This window comes from Pseudomonas sp. Irchel s3f7 (assembly GCF_900187615.1).
Classification (GTDB): Bacteria; Pseudomonadota; Gammaproteobacteria; order Pseudomonadales; family Pseudomonadaceae; genus Aquipseudomonas.
In genome coordinates this window covers 65389-86050 of sequence record NZ_FYDO01000007.1, presented here as the reverse complement: position 1 = coordinate 86050, position 20662 = coordinate 65389, and the positions used below count along the sequence as shown (strand labels likewise).

Below are 20662 nucleotides of genomic sequence, written 5' to 3'. Positions count from 1 at the left end.
AATCACAATTCAGATACCCATGGGCGGTTCAAGCTTTATCCACAACCTGCGCCTTGGCCGCCGGCAAGGTGAAGCCGGACACCGACCGGCGTAACTGACTGGCCATTTTCGCCAGGTTGCCGATGCTCTCGGCCGTGGCGGAGGAGCCAGACGACGTCTGTGTGGTGATCTGCTGGATCACGTTCATCGTCAGGGAAATCTGCCCGGCCGACGTTGTCTGCTGCTGTGCGGCATTGGAAATGCTCTGGATCAGCGCCGCCAGGGTCTTGGAGACGCCTTCGATTTCTTCCAGGGCCACCCCGGCATCCTGCGCCAGTCGCGCGCCGCGCACCACCTCGGTGGTGGTCTGCTCCATGGAGATGACCGCTTCGTTGGTGTCGGTCTGGATTGCCCGCACCAGGGTTTCGATCTGCCGGGTCGCGGCCGACGAGCGCTCGGCCAGACGCTGCACTTCATCGGCGACCACGGCAAAACCGCGCCCGGCATCGCCCGCCATGGAAGCCTGGATCGCGGCGTTGAGGGCGAGGATGTTGGTCTGATCGGCAATGTCATCGATCAGGCTGACAATGTCGCCGATTTCCTGAGAGGACTCACCCAGACGCTTGATGCGCTTGGCGGTGTCCTGAATCTGCTCGCGAATGTTGTCCATGCCGTGGATGGTGTTGTGCACCACCTCGTTGCCCTTGTTGGCGATTTCCACGGAGCGCTCGGCCACCGCCGAGGATTCAGCGGCGTTGGCCGACACCTGGTCGATGGATTCGGCCATGTCGTTGATCGCCGTGGACGCTTCGGAAATCTGCTGGGCCTGATGTTCCGAGGCTTGGGCCAGGTGCATGGCGGTGGCCTGGGTTTCCTGCACGGCAGCGGCGACCTGGCCAGCGGTGAGGTTGATGGTCGCCACCAGATCACGCAATTGGTCCACGGAGTAATTGATCGAGTCGGCAATGGTGCCGGTGAAATCTTCCGTCACCGAGGCTGTTACCGTCAGGTCGCCATCGGCCAGGTCTTCGATTTCATCGAGCAGGCGCATGATCGCGTTCTGGTTGCGCTCGTTTTTTTCGGCGGTTTCGCGCAGTTGGCGATTGGTTTCACGGACCATCACCAGACCGATGAGGATGATCGACATCAGCGCCGCCAAGCCCAGCACATAGCCGCCGATGGTATGGGTGTCGCGTCCGCCGGCGAAGTTTTCGAAACCACCGGCCAGCTGCGAGGCTTCGTCGAGCAGGGTTTGCGACAGGCTGAAAATATTGGTCGCCGACTCCCGGACCTTGAACAGCTCCGGCGAAGTTTCGAGGATTTCATCCACCGAGCCCGAGACGAATTCGAACAGCTCGGAAATCTCCTGGAGCCGCGCACGGGCATCGCGGTCTTCCACCTGGCTGACCTTGAGCGCCGGGTCGCCCTGGAGCATGCCGTTGAGCACTTTGCCGAACTGCGCCGCATCACGGCCGAAGACGTCGGCGGCCTGTTGCGAGTTTTCGTCGCCGGACAACACGGTGTTCACCGCACCCAGAATCCGCTCGGCCAGCAACGACTGACGCTGGGCCATCGCCACCTGCGCGGCGGGCGCACCTCGTTGCAAAAGGGTCTCGACGACTTTTTCGTACTCGACCTGCAACTGCGGCACGGTTTCGGCCAGTGTCGCAGCGACTTGATGCAGCGACAGCACGGTCTGTTCGCTGGAGAGAATGGCGTCGGTGTTTTTCAGCAGGCGATCCCAGTCCTGCTGCACGGCCCGCATTTCAGGGCGCACGGCGGACGGTGCCGGAGGCAGGCCGGTGGACGGGTCACCCTTCTTCAGATAACCCCAGCGCAAGGCGAAATCGTTGCGCGCGTCGCTAAGCAATTTGAATGCAGCGGCCTTGCCGGCGGCAGCCTCGGTGGCATTCTTGGCGATGCGCTGGGACAGCACGCGCAGCTCGCCGGCGTGGCCGATGTACTGTTTATCGTAGGTGGCCTGGGTGTTGAGGTACGCGAAGTTGGCGAACAGCAGCATGATGAAGATGATCAGCGCGATGAACAGCACGATAATCTGCGACCGGCTGCGCGACCCTTCCATTGGCTTGCCTGCTTTTGCTTTTGTCATCGGTACTCGCCTGTTAACCCACACTTGCGCAGCTTGCCGAAATCCCTGTAGGAGCGAGCTTGCTCGCGATGGATGTCAGCCACATGGGTGTCGACTGATCCACCATCGCGAGCAAGCTCGCTCCTACAAGGGTCGCAGTTACAACGCGACGTTCATGAACCCTTGGGACTGCGCCAACGCAAACGGGCTGAACACCTGCCAGCACTGCTCACGCTGAAAACGCCCTTTGACGAACGTCGACATCGGCCCCCGCAAATCATCTGCCGACACCGGCTCCAGGCTGTCCTGGGCAAAGTGCTGGAGGCCGAAGACCTCATCGACCATCAGCCCGGCAAACACATCCTCATGCTCGACCACCAACACCCGCCGTTGCCTGCGCGCCGCCGACTGCTCATGCCCGAAGAAGCCCCCCAGATCCATGATCGGCAGCAAGCGTCCGCGCAAATTGGCGACACCCTTGACCCAGGGTTTGACCCCCGGCAGCTGAGTGAAGCGTGGTTCGTGCAGCACCTCGCAGACTTCCCTCATGGGAGCCACGTACCAGTGCTCGCCCAGGCGAAAACCGATGCCGCTCCAACTGTCCCGTCGAGTCGGCTGGGACGGCAAGTCCGCCGCCAGCAAACGACAGCGCTGGTCGATCTGCAGCAGCAGCTCGAAAGCCGTCAGCGATTCGTTCATGGGCGACCGATCAACCGGCCAGTACGTTGTTCAAGGTCTTGATCAGGGTTTCTTCATCGACCGGCTTGGTCAGGTAATCCTTGGCGCCCTGGCGCGTGCCCCAGACCTTGTCGGTTTCCTGATCCTTGGTGGTGATGATGATCACCGGGATGTGCCCGGTGTCCGGGTCTTTGGTCAGCTGACGGGTCGCCTGGAAACCATTGAGGCCGGGCATGACGATGTCCATCAGGACCGCGTCGGGCTTTTCCTGACGGGCCAGCGCAACGCCGTCGGCACCGTTTTCGGCTTTCAACACTTCATGACCGTGCTTTTCCAGCATGCCGGTCAGTTTGTACATTTCGGTCGGCGAATCATCGACGATCAGAATACGTGCCATGGTCTTCCCCATTTTTGTCGACGCCGGACCCGTTGGCCGAGCATCACTGTGCGTGTCCTACTGCGGCAATACAGCGGCGAACCCCGGCACATGGGCCTGGATCGCATCAAGCAATTCTTCCTTGCTGAACGGCTTGGTCAAAAACTGATCGGAGCCGACGATGCGCCCCTTGGCCTTGTCGAACAGCCCGTCCTTGGACGACAGCATAATCACTGGCGTGGACTTGAACGCGCTGTTGTTCTTGATCAGGGCGCAGGTCTGGTAGCCATCCAGGCGCGGCATCATGATGTCGACAAAGATGATGCCTGGGTGGTTATCGACAATCTTGGCCAGGGCATCGAAACCGTCGATAGCCGTGATGACCTCACAACCCACATTCTTGAGCAGCGTTTCGGCGGTGCGGCGAATCGTCTTCGAATCGTCGATCACCATGACCTTCAAGGCGCTGGTTTGCTGTTCCATAAAATGCTCTACCGTCGCCTTTGCGAAACAAATTGTCCGTTTGCCGGCTAACGCGGCTCGAAGCCCTTGATACTCAAGGGCCTGTACCACTCGGCAGTCTTTTTAGCACAGTCTCCAGTACCAATCTATCGGCCGACCCTCAAGGTGGTTTTTCCTTGACCGGGAACACACTCAGCGCCACTCTGACGCCACTTTTATACGGCACTGCTTCTATTAACTGTAGGAGCGGGCATGCTCGCGATTGACGTCAACGATGACGCGGGAAACCTGACACCCCGCGGTGTTCTTGGGTTCATCGCGAGCATGCTCGCTCCTACAGAAAAGCGGTTCTCGCCCCCCCAAATTTCGAGGAAAACCCAATGAGCGTTCGCGTCGGGATTGTCATGGACCCTATCGCCAGCATCTCCTATAAAAAGGATAGCTCGCTGGCCATGCTGCTGGCCGCGCAGAAGCGTGGCTGGGAACTGTTCTATATGGAGCAGCGCGACCTGTACCAGGCCGAAGGCCAGGCCCGGGCGCGGATGCGGCCGTTGCAGGTGTTCGCCAACCCGGAAAAATGGTTCGAACTGGGCGCCGAAAGCGATGCGTTGCTGAGCGATCTGGACGTGATCCTGATGCGCAAGGATCCGCCGTTCGACATGGAATTCGTCTACTCCACTTATCTGCTGGAACAGGCCGAGCGCGCCGGCGTGCTGGTCGTCAACAAGCCGCAAAGCCTGCGTGACTGCAACGAAAAGCTGTTCGCTACGCTGTTCCCGCAGTGCACGCCGCCGACCGTGGTCAGCCGCCGTGCCGACGTGCTGCGTGAATTCGCCGCCAAACACGGCGATGTGATCCTCAAGCCGCTGGACGGCATGGGCGGCACGTCGATCTTCCGTCATCGCGCTGGCGACCCGAACCTTTCGGTGATCCTCGAAACCCTGACCGCCCTCGGCGCCCAGCAGATCATGGGCCAGGCCTACCTGCCGGCGATCAAGGACGGCGACAAACGCATCCTGATGATCGACGGCGAGCCGGTGGACTACTGCCTGGCGCGCATTCCCGCAGCGGGCGAAACCCGTGGCAACCTGGCGGCCGGTGGCCGTGGCGAAGCGCGCCCGCTGACCGACAAGGATCGCTGGATCGCCGCACAAGTCGGCCCGACCCTGCGTGAAAAAGGCCTGCTGTTCGTTGGCCTGGACGTGATCGGCGAGCACCTGACCGAAATCAACGTCACCAGCCCGACGTGCATTCGCGAGATTGACAACGCGTTTGGCACCGACATCGGCGGCATGCTCATGGATGCCATCGATCAGAAGCTCAAAGCGCGTTGATATAGAACAGCCGATGAAGAACCCACATTGCGTTATCATGCCCGGCCTGTGAAAAACGCGATGTTGGTTTCCTTGTCATGACACTCCCGTCCGATCTGCCCGCAGAACTCGCCCACCGTGGCGTGCGCCCGGCCGATCGCCTCGGTTTTACCCTGTTTCTCGCGGCGCTGATCCACTTGGCGCTGTTGCTGGGCGTCGGGTTTGCAGTGGTCGAGCCCAAGCAGATCAGCAAAACCCTGGAAATCACCCTCGCCACGTTCAAAAGCGAAAAAAAGCCTGAAAAAGCCGACTTCCTCGCCCAGGAAAATCAGCAAGGCAGCGGCACCCTGGATAAAAAGGCGATTCCCAAGACCACCGAGGTCGCGCCCTTCCAGGACAACAAAGTACAGAAGGTCACGCCACCACCGGCCGCCAAGCCAGAAGTGCAGCAAGCGCCGCCAAAGGCTGCCGTGACCACCATCGCGCCAAAACCGAAAAAAGCCCCCGCCAAGACCGAAGAGCCCAAGACCGAAGCCAAACCCATGGTCCAGGCGCCGACGTTCGACAGCGAGCAGTTGTCCAGCGACATCGCCAGCCTCGAAGCGGAACTGGCGGCCGAACAACAGCTGTACGCCAAGCGCCCGCGCATCCACCGCCTGAGCGCCGCCTCGACCATGCGCGACAAGGGCGCCTGGTACAAAGACGAATGGCGCAAGAAGGTCGAGCGTATCGGCAACCTCAATTACCCCGACGAAGCACGGCGCAAACAGATCTACGGCAACCTGCGCCTGATGGTTTCGATCAACCGCGACGGCTCGTTGTATGAAGTGCTGGTGCTGGAATCTTCCGGGCAACCGCTGCTGGATCAGGCGGCCCAGCGGATTGTGCGACTGGCGGCGCCTTTTGCACCGTTTACCGGCGACCTGTCGGACATCGACCGCCTGGAAATCATCCGCACCTGGAAGTTTGCCCGCGGCGATCGACTGTCCAGCAACTGATGGGCCTATGACCTGTAGGAGCCGGCTTGCTGGCGATGGCGTCCTTGAAATCGCATTCGCCAGCAAGCCGGCTCCTACAGGACCGCGTTACACCCGTTTGACCATGCGAACCAGCGACCAATCTCAAGCAAACATCACTCCCCAGCTTGTCAGTTCGCCCCTCGAACGCCACACTAGCGCTCATGAAAAACGTCAGCCCCAGCTACCTCAAGCATCAATTCCTGATCGCCATGCCACACATGGCCGACCCGAACTTTGCGCACACCTTGACCTATATCGTCGAGCACTCGGCCAATGGTGCCATGGGGCTGGTGATCAACCGTCCGCAAGACCTGAGCCTGGCCGATATTCTTGAGCAATTGCGCCCGGACATCGAGCCGCCAGCGCTCTGCCAGCATGTGCCGATCTTCATTGGTGGCCCGGTACAGACCGATCGCGGTTTTGTGCTGCACCCTAAAGGTCTGAGCTTCCAGGCAACCGTTGATCTGGAGGACGAATTGTCCCTGTCGACCTCTCAGGACGTATTGTTCGCCATCGCTGACGGTGTCGGTCCGGCTAAAAGCCTGATTGCCCTCGGTTATGCGGGCTGGGAAGCCGGTCAACTGGAGGCCGAACTGGCCCAGAACGCCTGGCTGAATTGCCCCTTCGACGCCGACATCCTGTTCAATACCAGCAGCGAAATGCGCCTGGAAGCGGCCGCCAAACACCTGGGCGTCAATCTCAGCCTGCTCACCAGCCAGGCGGGGCACGCCTGATGGCCCTGCGGCTGATTCTCGGATTCGACTACGGCACCAAACAGATCGGCGTTGCGGTCGGCCAGGTGATCACCGGCCAGGCCCGTGAGCTGTGCACCTTGAAAGCGCAGAACGGCATTCCTGACTGGAACCAGGTCGAGGCCCTCATTAAAGAGTGGAAACCCGATGCCGTGGTGGTTGGCCTGCCATTGAACATGGACGGCACACCGAGCGACATGTGCCTGCGAGCCGAAAAGTTCGCCCGCCGTTTGAACGGCCGTTTCAACCTGCCCTTCTACACCCACGATGAACGCCTGACGACCTTTGAAGCCAAAGGCGAGCGACGTGATCGCGGCGGACAAAAGGGCAGCTACCGCGACAACCCGGTCGACGCCATCGCCGCCGCCCTGCTGCTGCAAGGCTGGCTCGACGCAAACACTGCATTGTTCGAATCCTGACGAGTCGTTTACACGCCTCTCTTAGCTACAACCCGAGCCTGCCGTTGAAGCAGCACCGGCTCGGGCCCAAGAAGGAGCAACCATGAGCCTGCCCAATCCCGCCGAACTGATCAGCCAGATGGCCACGCGTCTAAAGGCCCATCTGGAACACCGTGCTATCAGCGAACCGCGCTACATCGGCATTCGTACCGGCGGCGTCTGGGTCGCCCAGGCCTTGCTCAAGGAACTGGGCAGCGACGAGCCCCTCGGCACCCTGGATGTTTCCTTCTATCGCGACGACTTCAGCCAGAACGGCCTGCACCCGCAAGTGCGCCCTTCGGCGCTACCGTTCGAAATCGAAGGCCAGCACCTGGTGCTGATCGATGACGTGCTGATGAGCGGCCGGACCGTCCGCGCCGCCCTGAATGAATTGTTCGACTACGGCCGTCCGGCCAGCGTGACGCTGGTGTGCCTGCTAGACCTGGACGCCGGCGAACTGCCGATCCGTCCGAACGTGGTCGGTGCGACCCTGTCGCTGGCCGCCCACGAGCGCGTGAAGCTGTCCGGTCCGGAGCTTGCGCTCGAACTGCAAGACCTCGCCCTTTAATTCGCCCTATTGAGAGTCCCCCTCGCGATGACGCCTCTAGAAACCAAGCGCCCGCTGCAGCTCAATGATCAGGGCCAGCTGCGTCACTTCCTCTCGCTCGACGGTTTGCGCCGCGAGTTGCTGACGGAAATCCTCGACACTGCCGACTCCTTCCTCGAAGTGGGCGCACGGGCTGTGAAAAAAGTCCCGTTGTTGCGCGGCAAGACCGTGTGCAACGTGTTCTTCGAGAACTCGACCCGCACCCGCACCACCTTCGAACTGGCGGCCCAGCGCCTGTCGGCAGACGTGATTACCCTGAACGTGTCGACATCGTCGGCAAGCAAGGGGGAAACCCTGCTCGATACCCTGCGCAATCTTGAAGCCATGGCTGCCGACATGTTCGTTGTGCGCCACGGTGACTCCGGCGCCGCGCACTTCATCGCCGAGCATGTGTGCCCGCAAGTGGCAATCATCAACGGTGGCGACGGCCGTCACGCGCACCCGACCCAGGGCATGCTCGACATGCTCACCATTCGCCGGCACAAGGGTGGCTTCGAAAACCTCTCGGTGGCCATCGTCGGTGACATCCTGCACTCGCGGGTCGCACGCTCGAACATGCTGGCGCTGAAAACCCTCGGCTGCCCGGACATTCGCGTGATTGCACCGAAAACCCTGCTGCCGATCGGCATCGAGCAATACGGTGTGAAGGTTTACACCGACATGACCGAAGGCCTGAAAGACGTCGACGTGGTGATCATGCTGCGCTTGCAGCGTGAGCGCATGACCGGTGGCCTGCTGCCGAGCGAAGGTGAGTTCTACCGCCTGTTCGGCCTGACCACCGCGCGCCTGGCCGGGGCCAAACCCGATTGCATCGTCATGCACCCGGGGCCGATCAACCGCGGCGTGGAGATTGAGTCGGCGGTGGCCGACGGTCCGCACTCGGTGATCCTCAACCAGGTCACCTACGGCATCGCGATTCGTATGGCCGTGCTGTCCATGGCCATGAGCGGGCAGACAGCCCAGCGCCAATTCGAGCAGGAGAACGCCCAGTGAAGCTCAGCATTCTCGGCGCACGCGTCATCGATCCAAGCAGCGGCCTGGATCAAGTGACCGACATTCATATCGAAGCCTGCAAGATCGTCGCCCTTGGCGCCGCACCGGCCGGTTTTGTCGCCGTCGACACCCTCGACGCCCAAGGCCTGGTGGCCGCGCCTGGCCTGGTCGACCTCAACGTCGCCCTGCGCGAGCCGGGTTACAGCCGTAAAGGCTCGATCGTCAGCGAAACCCGCGCCGCCGCGGCCGGTGGCGTTACCAGCCTGTGCTGTCCGCCAAAAACCAAACCGGTGCTGGACACCTCGGCCGTGGCCGAACTGATCCTCGACCGCGCCCGTGAGGCCGGCAACACCAAAGTCTTCCCGATCGGCGCCCTGAGCAAAGGCCTGGACGGCGAACAGCTGGCAGAACTGGTCGCCCTGCGCGATGCCGGTTGCGTGGCCTTCGGCAATGGTCTGGAGAGTTTCCGCAACACCCGCACCCTGTGTCGGGCGCTGGAGTACGCGGCTACCTTCGACCTGACGGTGATTTTCAACTCCCAGGATCACGACCTCGCCGAAGGCGGACTGGCCCACGAAGGCCCGACTGCCAGTTTCCTTGGCCTGCCGGGCATTCCGGAAAGCGCCGAAACCGTGGCTCTGGCCCGAGACCTGCTTCTGGTCGAGCAAAGTGGCGTGCGCGCGCACTTCAGCCAGCTCACCAGCGCCCGTGGCGTGGAACTGATTGCCCAGGCTCAGGCTCGCGGCCTGAACGTCACGGCGGACGTGGCGCTGTATCAATTGATCCTGACCGACGAAGCGCTGATCGATTTCAGCAGCCTGTATCACGTCCAGCCGCCGCTGCGCACCCGCGCCGACCGCGATGGCCTGCGTGCTGCGGTGAAGTCAGGGGTGATCTCGGCCATTTCCAGCCACCACCAACCCCACGAGCGTGACGCCAAACTGGCACCGTTCGGCGCGACCGAACCGGGCATCAGCAGTGTTGAATTGCTGCTGCCCCTGGCGATGACACTGGTGGAAGACGGCTTGCTGGATTTGCCGACGCTGCTGGCACGCCTCAGTGCCGGTCCTGCCGAGGCCTTGCGCCTGCCGGCGGGCAAATTGGCGGTGGGTGGTGCGGCGGATATCGTGCTGTTCGACCCTGCGGCTTCGACCGTCGCGGGTGAAACCTGGCTGTCGAAAGGCGAGAACTGCCCGTTCATTGGCCACAGCCTGCCGGGCGTAGTGCGTTACACCCTGGTGGACGGACGGATCAGCCACCAGGCTTAAGACCGCGTTGCCCCAATCGCTAGCAGGCTAGCTCCCACACAGGATCTGTGAACAACACAAATCCCCTGTGGGAGCTAGCCTGCTAGCGATGGCTTACTTAAAAGGCGCCGCGATTCTGGGCGTTACGCACCGAAACCTGATCATTCAGCGTCCAGAAGTCATACAGCACTCCCAAAAAGAACAACCCGCCCGTCACCAGGTACAGCAGCCCGCTGATCCATTTCCCCTGATACATCCGGTGCACACCGAATACGCCGAGAAACGTCAGCAGAATCCACGCCACGTTGTATTCGATCGGCCCTGCGGTAAACCGAAAATCAGCCTCGCGGTCCATTGCCGGAATCAGGAACAGGTCGATGAGCCAGCCAATCCCCAGCAATCCAAAGGTGAAGAACCAGATCGTTCCGGTCACCGGCTTTCCGTAATAGAAGCGGTGAGCACCGGTAAAACCAAAAACCCACAGCAAATAACCGATGACTTTGCTGTGCGTATCTTGCTGCTGAACAGTTTGTTGATAGGGGTTCATGGATAACCTCGTTTCACACGATAGATAAATATTCTTGAATTCTTTGTGACTTTTTTACAGGCACCCGACGTATGGCAAATGCTACTGTCATTCCCGCCAAAGCCTTATAGCACCTGACTTCTGTCCGACAATTTCACCCAAATGCCGCTTGATTGGTTCCGTTGACCTCCGGGTTGAATCGACCAACGGCCTCGGAACGGCAAAAAAAGCTGTTATAAAGTTGCGCGTTCACCTATCCGAGCCTTGCTTAATGCGTTCATTTTTAAAGACATGGCTAACCATTTGCCTTTTGATGCCACTGGCCGCCCACGCCACCAATCGTGAGCAACGTCTTCCAAACGTTAATGGTTACACCCCAAAATCCCACGCTTCTGCCCCTTCCAGCAAAAGCAGTAAATCGGTCAAAACCGCTCCAGAGTTGACCAGCAAAAGCAGCCTGGTGCCACCTATGGCATCCAAGGAAAGCAGCAATGTGCTGAGCCGCGCTGTGAACGTCCTGGGTACGCCGTACCGTTGGGGCGGCAGCAGCCCGAGCAAAGGCTTCGATTGCAGCGGTCTGGTGAAGTATGCGTTCAACGACGCCACCTTTGACCTGCCTCGCACGTCCAATGCCATGGCCAAGGGTCATGGCGAGAAAGTGGATCGCGAAGACCTGAAGCCGGGCGACCTGATTTTCTTCAACATCAAGAGCCGTCGAGTCAATCATGTTGCCATCTACCTGGGCAACGACCGCTTCATCCACGCACCGCGTCGTGGCAAGTCGGTTTCCATCGACACCCTGAAGAAGCCGTACTGGGAAAAGCACTACGTGGTTGCCAAGCGCGTACTGCCAAAAGAACAGAACGCGTTGCGGGTTGTTCAGCGCTGATTAGCCAAGTGCTCGTCTGAAGCCGAACACTTGTGGCGAGGGAGCTTGCTCCCGCTGGAGTGCGCAGCGCTCCCAGATTTTTGGGGCTGCTTTGCAGCCCAGCGGGAGCAAGCTCCCTCGCCACAGGTAGCACTATCCCTCAAAAACCATCCGGTGACCGCGCCTTCTCCCGCGCATGATCTCGACTGATCAACCCTCTGTTCACCAATTCCTTCAAGCTCATATCCAGCGTCTGCATCCCCAACGACCCGCCCGACTGAATCGACGAGAACATCTGCGCCACCTTGTTCTCGCGGATCAAATTCCTGATCGCAGATGTCCCCAGCATGATTTCGTGCGCGGCAATGCGCCCGCCGCCAATCTTCTTGATCAGTGTCTGCGACACCACGGCCACCAGCGATTCAGCGAGCATCGAACGCACCATCGCTTTCTCGTCTGGCGCAAACACGTCCACCACCCGGTCGATGGTCTTCGCCGCCGATGTGGTGTGCAAGGTGCCGAACACAAGGTGGCCCGTCTCGGCGGCGGTCAATGCCAGGCGAATGGTCTCCAGGTCACGCATCTCCCCCACCAGAATCACATCAGGGTCTTCGCGCAATGCCGAGCGCAGGGCTGCGGCGAAACTGCGGGTGTCGCGGTGCACCTCGCGCTGATTGATCAGGCATTTACGCGGTTCGTGCACGAATTCGACGGGATCTTCGATGGTGAGAATGTGGTGATGGCGGTGGGTGTTGAGGTAGTCGATCATCGCCGCCAGCGTGGTCGATTTGCCGGAACCGGTCGGCCCGGTGACCAACACCAGGCCGCGTGGTGCATCGGTCATTTTGCGAAACACTTCGCCCATGCCCAGCTCTTCCATGCTTTGCACTTTCGAGGGAATGGTGCGGAACACCGCGCCCGCACCACGGTTCTGGTGGAACGCATTGACCCGAAAACGCGCCACACCAGGCACTTCGAACGAAAAGTCGGTTTCCAGGTGTTTCTCGAAGTCCCCTCGCTGGGTGTCGTTCATGATGGCGTGGATCAGCGCCTGGACTTGCTGATGGTCCAGCGCCGGCAGATTGATCCGTCGTACATCGCCATCCACCCGAATCATCGGCGGCAGGCCGGCAGATAAATGCAGATCGGATGCACCCTGTTTGGCGCTGAACGCCAGCAGTTCAGTGATATCCATTGCGCCTCTCAATTCCAGTAGAATGCCGCGAACCTTCAGACCGCTGGCGCCTCTTGATGTCCACCATAGCAGACAACATTCTTCAGGTTAGTTCGCGCATACATGCCGCAACACTTGCTGCCAACCGCGCCGAAAACAGCGTCCAGCTGCTGGCCGTGAGCAAGACCAAACCCGCCGAAGCCCTGCGCGAAGCCTATGCAGCCGGCCTGCGTGACTTTGGTGAGAACTACCTGCAAGAGGCACTGGGCAAGCAGCTTGAACTGGCTGACCTGGCCTTGATCTGGCACTTCATCGGCCCCATTCAATCGAACAAGACTCGCGCCATCGCCGAGCATTTCGACTGGGTGCATTCCGTGGATCGTCTGAAAATCGCACAACGTCTGTCCGAGCAACGCCCTGCCGATTTACCGCCCTTGAACATCTGTATCCAGGTCAATGTCAGCGGTGAAGCCAGCAAATCCGGCTGCACGCCAGCCGACCTGCCGGCCCTGGCCCATGCCATCAGCGCCCTGCCGCGCTTGAAGTTACGCGGATTGATGGCGATTCCCGAGCCGACTGACGACCGCGCCGAACAGGATGCTGCCTTTGCTGCTGTGCAAAGCCTGCAAGTCAGCCTGAACCTGCCACTCGACACACTTTCCATGGGCATGAGCCACGATCTCGAATCGGCCATTGCCCAAGGCGCCACCTGGGTGCGTATTGGTACCGCCCTGTTTGGTGCTCGCGACTATTCACAAATGCATGGTCAACCATGAACTCTCTTTTAAGGACCTGACATGAGCAAGACGCGTATTGCCTTTATCGGTGCCGGCAACATGGCCGCCAGCCTGATCGGCGGCCTGCGGGCCAAGGGTCTGGATGCCGCGCAGATCCGCGCCAGCGATCCGGGTGACGAAACCCGCGCCCGCGTGAGCGCCGAGCACGGCATCGAAACCTTCGCTGACAACGCCCAGGCCATCGAAGGCGCCGACGTGGTCGTGCTGGCGGTCAAACCCCAGGCGATGAAAACCGTCTGCGAAGCCCTTCGCCCAAGCCTCAAGCCCAATCAACTGGTGGTATCGATTGCCGCCGGTATCACTTGCGCCAGCATGAACAACTGGCTCGGCGCCCAGCCGATTGTGCGCTGCATGCCCAACACCCCGGCCCTGTTGCGTCAGGGCGTGAGCGGTTTGTTCGCGACCGCCGAAGTGACTGCCGATCAGCGTCAACAGGCTCAAGAGCTGCTGTCCGCAGTCGGCATCGCCCTGTGGCTGGATGAAGAGCAGCAACTGGACGCCGTCACCGCCGTTTCCGGTTCGGGTCCGGCGTACTTCTTCCTGCTGATCGAGGCGATGACCGCTGCCGGCGTAAAACTTGGCCTGCCAACGGACATCGCAGCGCAACTCACCTTGCAAACTGCCTTGGGCGCCGCGCATATGGCCGTCTCCAGCGACGTCGACGCCGCTGAGTTGCGCCGTCGCGTGACCTCGCCTGCGGGCACCACGGAAGCCGCCATCAAGTCGTTCCAGGCCAACGGTTTCGAATCTCTGGTCGAAAAAGCACTCGGCGCCGCCGCGCACCGCTCGGCCGAGATGGCCGAACAACTGGGCAAATAAGGAGCTTTTCATGATTGGATTGAACACTGCAGCGGTCTACGTGCTGCAAACCCTCGGCAGCCTTTACCTGCTGATCGTGCTGATGCGCTTCGTGCTGCAACTGGTGCGGGCGAACTTCTACAACCCGCTCTGCCAGTTCATCGTGAAGGCTACCCAGCCGCTGCTCAAACCACTGCGCCGGATCATCCCGAGCATGTTCGGCCTGGACATGTCCTCGCTGGTGCTGGCGATTCTGGTGCAACTGGCACTGATGGCCCTGACCCTGCTGCTGACCTACGGCACCACCGGCAACCCGCTGCAACTGCTGATTTGGTCGCTCATCGGCGTGACCGCGCTGTTCCTGAAGATTTTCTTCTTCGCCCTGATCATCAGCGTGATTCTGTCCTGGGTCGCTCCGGGCAGCCATAACCCGGGCGCTGAACTGGTCAACGACCTCTGCGAACCGGCCCTGGCGCCGTTCCGCAAGTTCCTGCCCAACCTGGGCGGGCTGGATCTGTCGCCGATCTTCGCGTTCCTGGCACTCAAGCTGATCGACATGCTGGTGATCAACAACCTTGCTGCCATGACGATGATGCCGGAAATCCTGCGCATTCTGATCTAATCGCGTCATCGTTCATCGCGAGCAGGCTCGCTCCTGCATTGGAATGCGTTCCCCCTGTAGGAGCGAGCTCGCTCGCGATGGCCACACCTCGGTCCTACAGGGAAAATTCAGGCCCGATCGTTGCTTGCCGCTAACCCCAGCGGTCTTTAGACTTACGCCTCATTTCAATGAGAGCAGGGTCGATGCCAGCTGCCTTCCCCCCCGATTCTGTTGGTCTGGTGACGCCGCAAACGGCGCACTTCAGCGAACCCCTGGCGTTGGCCTGCGGTCGCTCGCTTCCAGCCTATGACCTGATCTACGAAACCTACGGCACGCTGAACGCCACGGCGAGCAACGCTGTGCTGATCTGTCACGCCTTGTCCGGCCATCACCACGCTGCCGGTTATCACAGCGTCGACGACCGCAAGCCCGGTTGGTGGGACAGTTGCATCGGCCCCGGCAAACCGATCGATACCAGCAAGTTCTTCGTGGTCAGCCTGAACAACCTCGGCGGCTGCAACGGTTCCACCGGCCCGAGCAGCATCAATCCGGAAACTGGCAAACCGTTCGGCGCCGACTTCCCGGTGTTGACCGTGGAAGACTGGGTGCACAGCCAGGCGCGGCTGGCCGATTTGCTGGGTATCCGCCAATTCGCGGCGGTGATCGGCGGCAGTCTCGGCGGCATGCAGGCGATGCAATGGAGCATCACCTACCCTGAGCGTATCCGTCACTGCCTGGCCATCGCCTCGGCCCCCAAGCTGTCGGCGCAAAACATTGCCTTCAACGAAGTGGCGCGCCAGGCGATCCTCACCGATCCCGAATTCCACGGCGGTTCGTTCCAGGAACAAGGTGTGATCCCCAAACGCGGGCTGATGCTGGCGCGGATGGTCGGGCACATCACCTACCTGTCCGACGATTCCATGGGCGAGAAATTCGGTCGCGGCCTGAAAAGCGAGAAGCTCAACTACGACTTCCACAGCGTCGAGTTCCAGGTCGAAAGCTACCTGCGCTATCAGGGCGAAGAGTTTTCCGGGCGTTTCGACGCCAACACTTATCTGTTGATGACCAAGGCCCTGGACTATTTCGATCCGGCGGCCAACTTCGACGATAACCTGGCAAAAACCTTCGAAAACGCCACAGCCAAGTTCTGCGTGATGTCGTTCACCACCGACTGGCGCTTTTCCCCTGCCCGTTCGCGGGAACTGGTGGATGCGCTGATGGCGGCGCGCAAAGACGTGTGCTACCTCGAGATCGATGCGCCGCAAGGCCACGACGCCTTTCTGATTCCGATCCCGCGTTACTTGCAGGCGTTCGGCAATTACATGAACCGCATTACGTTGTGAGATAGCCATGAGAGCTGATCTGGAAATCATCCAGGAATGGATCCCCGCCGGCAGCCGCGTGCTCGACCTCGGTTGCGGCGACGGCGAGCTGCTGACGTGGCTGCGCGACAACAAGCAAGTGACCGGCTACGGCCTGGAAAACGACGCGGACAACATCGCCGAGTGCATAGCCAAGGGCATCAACGTCATCGAGCAGGACCTGGACAAGGGCCTGGGCAACTTCGCCAGCAACAGCTTCGACGTCGTGGTCATGACCCAGGCGCTGCAAGCCGTGCATTACCCGGACAAGATCCTCGACGAAATGCTGCGCGTCGGCCGCCAATGCATCATCACCTTCCCCAATTTCGGCCACTGGCGCTGCCGCTGGTACCTGGCGAGCAAGGGCCGGATGCCGGTTTCCGAATTCCTGCCGTACACCTGGTACAACACGCCGAACATTCACTTCTGCACCTTCGCCGACTTTGAAGCCTTGTGCCGCGAACGTGAAGCGAAGGTCATTGATCGGCTTGCCGTGGATCAACAGCATCGACACGGGTGGGCCAGTAAGCTTTGGCCTAATCTGTTAGGTGAGATCGGTATTTACCGCGTCAGCAGCCCCGGGCTTGCAGACCACAAGGTCGCGGTCTGAACCACCACATTTCGAGGAGAACGATCATGGGTCGTCTAGCGCTGTTTCTACTCACTGCCTGCCTGAGCGTCACCGCCGCGGCCGCCGACGCCATCAAGGGCGAGCGCCAGGAAACCTTTGGCGACGTGACGGTGCACTACAACACCTTCAACTCCACGTACCTGACACCCGATATCGCCAAATCGGCTGAACTGATCCGCAGCAAGAACCAGGGTGTGATCAACATTTCGGTCATCAAGGAGGGCAAGCCACTGATGGCCCAGGTCAGTGGCTCGGTCAAAGACCTGACCAGCCAAACCGTGCCTCTGAAGTTCAAGCAGATCACCGAGCAAGGCGCGATCTACTACATCGCGCAATTTCCGGTGGATCAGCAGGAAGTCCGCACCTTCGACATCAAGGTGCAGACCGGTGACAAAATCAACACCATCAATTTCAACCAAGAGCTCTTCCCCGGCCAATGATCAACTTCACGCAACTCGTATTGGCCAGCCATAACGCCGGCAAACTCAAAGAACTCCAGGCCATGCTCGGCGAGTCGGTGCACCTGCGCTCGATCGGCGAGTTCAGCAGCATCGAGCCTGAAGAGACGGGTTTGTCGTTCGTCGAAAACGCCATCCTCAAAGCACGCAATGCCGCACGCATTTCCGGGCTTCCGGCGCTGGCCGACGATTCCGGGCTGGCGGTGGATTTCCTCGGCGGCGCGCCAGGCATCTATTCGGCGCGTTACGCCGACGGCAAGGGCGACGCGGCGAACAACGCCAAACTGCTCGACGTGCTCAAAGACGTGCCTGAAGCTGAACGCGGTGCACAGTTCGTCTGTGTGTTGGCGCTGGTGCGTCACGCCGACGATCCGTTACCGATCCTCTGCGAAGGCCTGTGGCACGGGCACATCCTGACCGCTGCCAGTGGCGAACACGGTTTTGGCTACGACCCGCTGTTCTGGGTGCCGGAGCGCAACTGCTCCAGCGCCGAGTTGAGCCCGGCCGACAAGAACCAGATCAGCCACCGCGCCCGTGCAATGGATCTGCTGCGCCAGCGTCTGGGCCTGAAATGACCCGCGAATCCACCGCGTCGCCGCTGATCTTCGGCGGCGATGCGCAATCGCCTCGGGCCGCCCTGCCCGTGCTGCCCCCTCTCGCGCTGTACATCCACATCCCGTGGTGCGTGCGTAAATGCCCTTATTGCGACTTCAACTCCCACACCGCCAGCCCCGTGCTGCCGGAAGAGGAGTACGTCGATGCACTGCTGGCGGATCTCGATCAGGATCTGCACGCCGTTTATGGCCGCGAGTTGAGTTCGATCTTCTTTGGTGGAGGCACGCCGAGCCTGTTCAGTGCCGAGGCCTTGGGTCGCTTGCTCAAAGGCGTCGAACAGCGCATCCCGTTTGCCAGCGACATCGAAATCACCCTGGAGGCCAATCCGGGAACCTTCGAACAAGACAAGTTTGTGGCCTACCGGAAACTGGGGATCAATCGCCTGTCGATCGGCATCCAAAGCTTTCAGCAGGAAAAACTCCAGGCGCTGGGCCGGATTCACAACGGTGACGAAGCCGTCCGCGCCGCGGGCATGGCACGTCAGGCCGGGTTCGATAACTTCAACCTGGATTTGATGCACGGTTTGCCCGATCAATCCCTGGACGACGCCCTTAATGACCTGCGCACCGCCATCGCCCTGAAACCGACGCACCTGTCGTGGTATCAGCTGACTCTGGAACCGAACACGGTGTTCTGGAACCAGCCGCCGACGCTGCCGGAAGACGATACCTTGTGGGACATTCAGGAGGCGGGCCAAGCGCTGCTGGCCGAACACGGTTACGCGCAATACGAAGTCTCGGCCTATGCCCAACCCGGTCGCCCGGCGCGGCACAACCTCAATTACTGGAGTTTCGGTGACTTCATCGGTATCGGTGCCGGTGCCCACGGCAAGCTCAGCCATCCGGACGGGCGCATCGTCCGCACCTGGAAGACGCGTTTGCCAAAGGATTACCTGAACCCGTCGAAAAGCTTCAAGGCGGGCGAGAAAGCGCTGACCAACGATGAAATGCCGTTCGAATTCCTGATGAACGCGCTACGCCTGACGGAGGGCGTCGAATCGCGGCTCTATCCGGAGCGCACCGGCATGACACTGGAAAGCCTCGCCGAAGCGCGTCGCGAAGCCGAACAAAGCGGCCTATTGCAGGTCGAACCGTCACGTCTGGCGGCTACCGAGCGCGGACAACTCTTCCTCAACGACTTGTTGCAGAAATTTCTGAGCTGATTTCAGCCTTAAGGGAAAACGAATGGATTTGGTACTCGACCTGCTCGCCACCGTGTCTCGCTGGAGCCGCAGCAATCTCTCGGAAATCGCCCTGGCCCTGGTGGGCTGCCTGCTGGTGCTGTTCGGTGCGGATTTCAAAGGCTGGGTCGAGCAACGCCTGGGCAACATTGCCGGCGCCCTGCGCGTACCGATGATGGCCCTGCTGTGCATGATCGGCAGCGGCGCTGCGCTGATCTATGCCACGCCTTGGGTTGTTCGCGGCCTGAGCCAGTTCAACAACTACAGCCTCGCGCCGGTGTTGCTGGTGGTACTGGTGTTGATTGGCGTAGTTGCCGACCGCCGCTGATATCGGGGCGCGCAAAAAAACCGTAGGAGCCGGCTTGCTGGCGATGTGGGTCAGCCACCTCAACGTTGACTGACACTCCATCGCCAGCAAGCCGGCTCCTACAGGTTGGACGTGATACGCACTTGCCGTATTCAGCCGGGTTACGGGTACTGGCGTTTGCCGACCGCCGCTGATTTCGGGGCGCGCAAAAAAACCGTAGGAGCCGGCTTGCTGGCGATGTGGGTCAGCCACCTCAACGTTGACTGACACTCCATCGCCAGCAAGCCGGCTCCTACAGGTTGGACGTGATACGCACTTGCCGTATTCAGCCGGGTTACGGGTACCGGCGTTGACTGGCGTGGTCGCTGACCGCCGCTGATTTCGGGGCGCACAAAAAATCCGTAGGAGCCGGCTTGCTGGCGATGTGGGTCAGCCACATCAATGTCGACTGACACGCCATCGCCAGCAAGCCGGCTCCTACAGGTTGGACGTGATACGCACTTGCCGTATTCAGCCGGGTTACGGGGACTGGCGTAGTTGCCGACCGCCGCTGATTTCGGGACGCACAAAAAACCGTAGGAGCCGGCTTGCTGGCGATGTGGGTCAGCCACCTCAATGTCGACTGACACTCCATCGCCAGCAAGCCGGCTCCTACAGGTTGTACGGGTCAGGACTGTTTTTCGAACTTCAAATCCCACACGCCATGCCCAAGACGTTCGCCGCGGCGTTCGAACTTGGTGATCGGGCGCTCGGCCGGGCGGGGCACGCACTTGCCGTCTTCAGCCAGGTTGCGATAACCCGGCGCAACGTTCATCACTTCCAGCATGTACTCGGCGTACGGTTCCCAATCGGTGGCCATGTGCAGAATGCCGCCGACTTTCAACTTGCTGCGCACCAGCTCAGCGAAGGATGCCTGAACGATACGGCGCTTGTGATGACGGCTCTTGTGCCACGGGTCCGGGAAAAACAGCATCAGGCGATCGAGGCTGTTATCGGCCACGCAACGGTTGAGCACTTCGATCGCATCGCAATCGTAGACCCGCAGGTTGGTCAGGCCCTGCGTCAGCACGCCATTGAGCAGCGCGCCGACACCCGGACGGTGTACTTCCACGCCAATGAAGTCCTGGTCTGGCGAAGCCGCGGCCATTTCCAGCAGTGAATGGCCCATGCCGAAACCGATTTCCAGCGAGCGCGGAGCCGAGCGACCGAACACCTGGTCGAAGTCCACCGGCGCATCGGCCAGTGGCAGCACGAACAGCGGCGTGCCCTGCTCCAGGCCCTTTTGCTGGCCTTCGGTCATGCGCCCGGCGCGCATCACGAAACTCTTGATGCGGCGGTGTTGGCGCTCGTCGCCTTCTTCCGTCGGGATTGGCGTGTCGTTCGATTCAGTCATC

24 protein-coding genes are annotated in these 20662 nt (G+C 60.6%); 17 read left to right on the top strand and 7 right to left on the bottom strand.

Annotated elements, in window-relative coordinates:
• Positions 1 to 28: 28 nt before the first annotated feature.
• The 4 genes from CKW19_RS08010 to pilG all read right to left on the bottom strand — a co-directional run bounded on the left by CKW19_RS08010 (position 29) and on the right by pilG (position 3605).
• On the bottom strand, positions 29 to 2089 hold the full coding sequence (locus CKW19_RS08010; protein ID WP_095057411.1) for a methyl-accepting chemotaxis protein: 2061 nt from the start codon (positions 2087 to 2089) through the stop codon (positions 29 to 31).
• A 138-nt stretch (positions 2090 to 2227) separates the two neighbouring features.
• Positions 2228 to 2767 (bottom strand): chemotaxis protein CheW, encoded by a 540-nt coding sequence (locus CKW19_RS08005; protein WP_095057410.1) that lies wholly within the window; start codon positions 2765 to 2767, stop codon positions 2228 to 2230.
• A gap of 10 nt (positions 2768 to 2777) precedes the next feature.
• Complete coding sequence (gene pilH, locus CKW19_RS08000; RefSeq protein WP_027926574.1) at positions 2778 to 3143, bottom strand: twitching motility response regulator PilH; 366 nt, start codon at positions 3141 to 3143, stop codon at positions 2778 to 2780.
• Positions 3144 to 3200: 57 nt separating this feature from the next.
• Entirely contained in the window at positions 3201 to 3605 is a 405-nt protein-coding gene (gene pilG, locus CKW19_RS07995; protein WP_095057409.1) for a twitching motility response regulator PilG, read from the bottom strand.
• Between the two features lie 359 nt (positions 3606 to 3964).
• Between pilG and gshB the strand changes: the two genes are divergently transcribed.
• From gshB to CKW19_RS07960, 7 genes are all read left to right on the top strand, one after another.
• The gene (gshB, locus tag CKW19_RS07990; RefSeq protein WP_095057408.1) at positions 3965 to 4918 is read left to right on the top strand and encodes a glutathione synthase; all 954 of its coding nucleotides are present in this window, start codon (positions 3965 to 3967) and stop codon (positions 4916 to 4918) included.
• A gap of 77 nt (positions 4919 to 4995) precedes the next feature.
• Entirely contained in the window at positions 4996 to 5895 is a 900-nt protein-coding gene (locus CKW19_RS07985; RefSeq protein ID WP_095057407.1) for an energy transducer TonB, read from the top strand.
• Between the two features lie 182 nt (positions 5896 to 6077).
• Positions 6078 to 6650 carry a YqgE/AlgH family protein gene (locus CKW19_RS07980; protein WP_095057406.1) on the top strand — a complete coding sequence of 191 codons (573 nt, stop codon included), beginning with the start codon at positions 6078 to 6080 and terminating at the stop codon, positions 6648 to 6650.
• The gene (gene ruvX, locus CKW19_RS07975; RefSeq protein ID WP_095057405.1) at positions 6650 to 7087 is read left to right on the top strand and encodes a Holliday junction resolvase RuvX; all 438 of its coding nucleotides are present in this window, start codon (positions 6650 to 6652) and stop codon (positions 7085 to 7087) included. The genes CKW19_RS07980 and ruvX overlap by 1 nt, the downstream gene beginning before the upstream one ends.
• A gap of 82 nt (positions 7088 to 7169) precedes the next feature.
• A complete protein-coding gene (pyrR, locus tag CKW19_RS07970; RefSeq protein ID WP_095057404.1) occupies positions 7170 to 7673 on the top strand; it encodes a bifunctional pyr operon transcriptional regulator/uracil phosphoribosyltransferase PyrR in 504 nt (167 codons plus the stop codon).
• Between the two features lie 27 nt (positions 7674 to 7700).
• Entirely contained in the window at positions 7701 to 8705 is a 1005-nt protein-coding gene (locus tag CKW19_RS07965) for an aspartate carbamoyltransferase catalytic subunit (protein ID WP_007897943.1), read from the top strand.
• On the top strand, positions 8702 to 9973 hold the full coding sequence (locus CKW19_RS07960; RefSeq protein ID WP_095057403.1) for a dihydroorotase: 1272 nt from the start codon (positions 8702 to 8704) through the stop codon (positions 9971 to 9973). The genes CKW19_RS07965 and CKW19_RS07960 overlap by 4 nt, the downstream gene beginning before the upstream one ends.
• 97 nt (positions 9974 to 10070) lie before the next feature.
• Here CKW19_RS07960 and CKW19_RS07955 read toward each other — a convergent pair whose 3' ends face one another.
• Entirely contained in the window at positions 10071 to 10499 is a 429-nt protein-coding gene (locus tag CKW19_RS07955) for a TM2 domain-containing protein (protein WP_095057402.1), read from the bottom strand.
• A 250-nt stretch (positions 10500 to 10749) separates the two neighbouring features.
• On the opposite strand from CKW19_RS07955, the gene CKW19_RS07950 reads away from it, so the two are divergent.
• Positions 10750 to 11367 (top strand): C40 family peptidase, encoded by a 618-nt coding sequence (locus tag CKW19_RS07950; protein ID WP_095057401.1) that lies wholly within the window; start codon positions 10750 to 10752, stop codon positions 11365 to 11367.
• A 139-nt stretch (positions 11368 to 11506) separates the two neighbouring features.
• Here the strand turns inward: CKW19_RS07950 and CKW19_RS07945 are convergent, their stop codons facing one another.
• Entirely contained in the window at positions 11507 to 12541 is a 1035-nt protein-coding gene (locus CKW19_RS07945; RefSeq protein ID WP_095057400.1) for a type IV pilus twitching motility protein PilT, read from the bottom strand.
• Positions 12542 to 12597: 56 nt separating this feature from the next.
• Between CKW19_RS07945 and CKW19_RS07940 the strand changes: the two genes are divergently transcribed.
• From CKW19_RS07940 to CKW19_RS07900, 9 genes are all read left to right on the top strand, one after another.
• Entirely contained in the window at positions 12598 to 13296 is a 699-nt protein-coding gene (locus CKW19_RS07940) for a YggS family pyridoxal phosphate-dependent enzyme (RefSeq protein ID WP_095057399.1), read from the top strand.
• 21 nt (positions 13297 to 13317) lie between these two features.
• Positions 13318 to 14136, top strand: coding sequence for a pyrroline-5-carboxylate reductase (proC, locus tag CKW19_RS07935; protein ID WP_095057398.1), 819 nt, complete (start codon positions 13318 to 13320; stop codon positions 14134 to 14136).
• Between the two features lie 10 nt (positions 14137 to 14146).
• A complete protein-coding gene (locus CKW19_RS07930) occupies positions 14147 to 14737 on the top strand; it encodes a YggT family protein (RefSeq protein WP_095057397.1) in 591 nt (196 codons plus the stop codon).
• 182 nt (positions 14738 to 14919) lie between these two features.
• Positions 14920 to 16059: a homoserine O-acetyltransferase gene (locus tag CKW19_RS07925; RefSeq protein WP_095057396.1), complete on the top strand. Its 1140-nt coding sequence runs from the start codon at positions 14920 to 14922 to the stop codon at positions 16057 to 16059.
• A gap of 7 nt (positions 16060 to 16066) precedes the next feature.
• The gene (gene metW / locus CKW19_RS07920) at positions 16067 to 16687 is read left to right on the top strand and encodes a methionine biosynthesis protein MetW (protein WP_095057395.1); all 621 of its coding nucleotides are present in this window, start codon (positions 16067 to 16069) and stop codon (positions 16685 to 16687) included.
• Positions 16688 to 16713: 26 nt separating this feature from the next.
• Entirely contained in the window at positions 16714 to 17148 is a 435-nt protein-coding gene (locus tag CKW19_RS07915) for a DUF4426 domain-containing protein (RefSeq protein WP_095057394.1), read from the top strand.
• Complete coding sequence (gene rdgB / locus CKW19_RS07910; RefSeq protein WP_095057393.1) at positions 17145 to 17741, top strand: RdgB/HAM1 family non-canonical purine NTP pyrophosphatase; 597 nt, start codon at positions 17145 to 17147, stop codon at positions 17739 to 17741. Before CKW19_RS07915 ends, rdgB begins: the two co-directional genes overlap by 4 nt.
• Positions 17738 to 18943, top strand: a complete 1206-nt coding sequence (hemW, locus tag CKW19_RS07905; protein ID WP_095057392.1) for a radical SAM family heme chaperone HemW — start codon at positions 17738 to 17740, stop codon at positions 18941 to 18943. Before rdgB ends, hemW begins: the two co-directional genes overlap by 4 nt.
• A gap of 22 nt (positions 18944 to 18965) precedes the next feature.
• Positions 18966 to 19289, top strand: a complete 324-nt coding sequence (locus tag CKW19_RS07900) for a DUF3392 domain-containing protein (protein WP_095057391.1) — start codon at positions 18966 to 18968, stop codon at positions 19287 to 19289.
• A gap of 646 nt (positions 19290 to 19935) precedes the next feature.
• On the opposite strand, the gene trmB is transcribed toward CKW19_RS07900, so the two are convergent.
• A complete protein-coding gene (gene trmB / locus CKW19_RS07895; protein WP_095057390.1) occupies positions 19936 to 20661 on the bottom strand; it encodes a tRNA (guanosine(46)-N7)-methyltransferase TrmB in 726 nt (241 codons plus the stop codon).
• Position 20662: the final 1 nt, after the last annotated feature.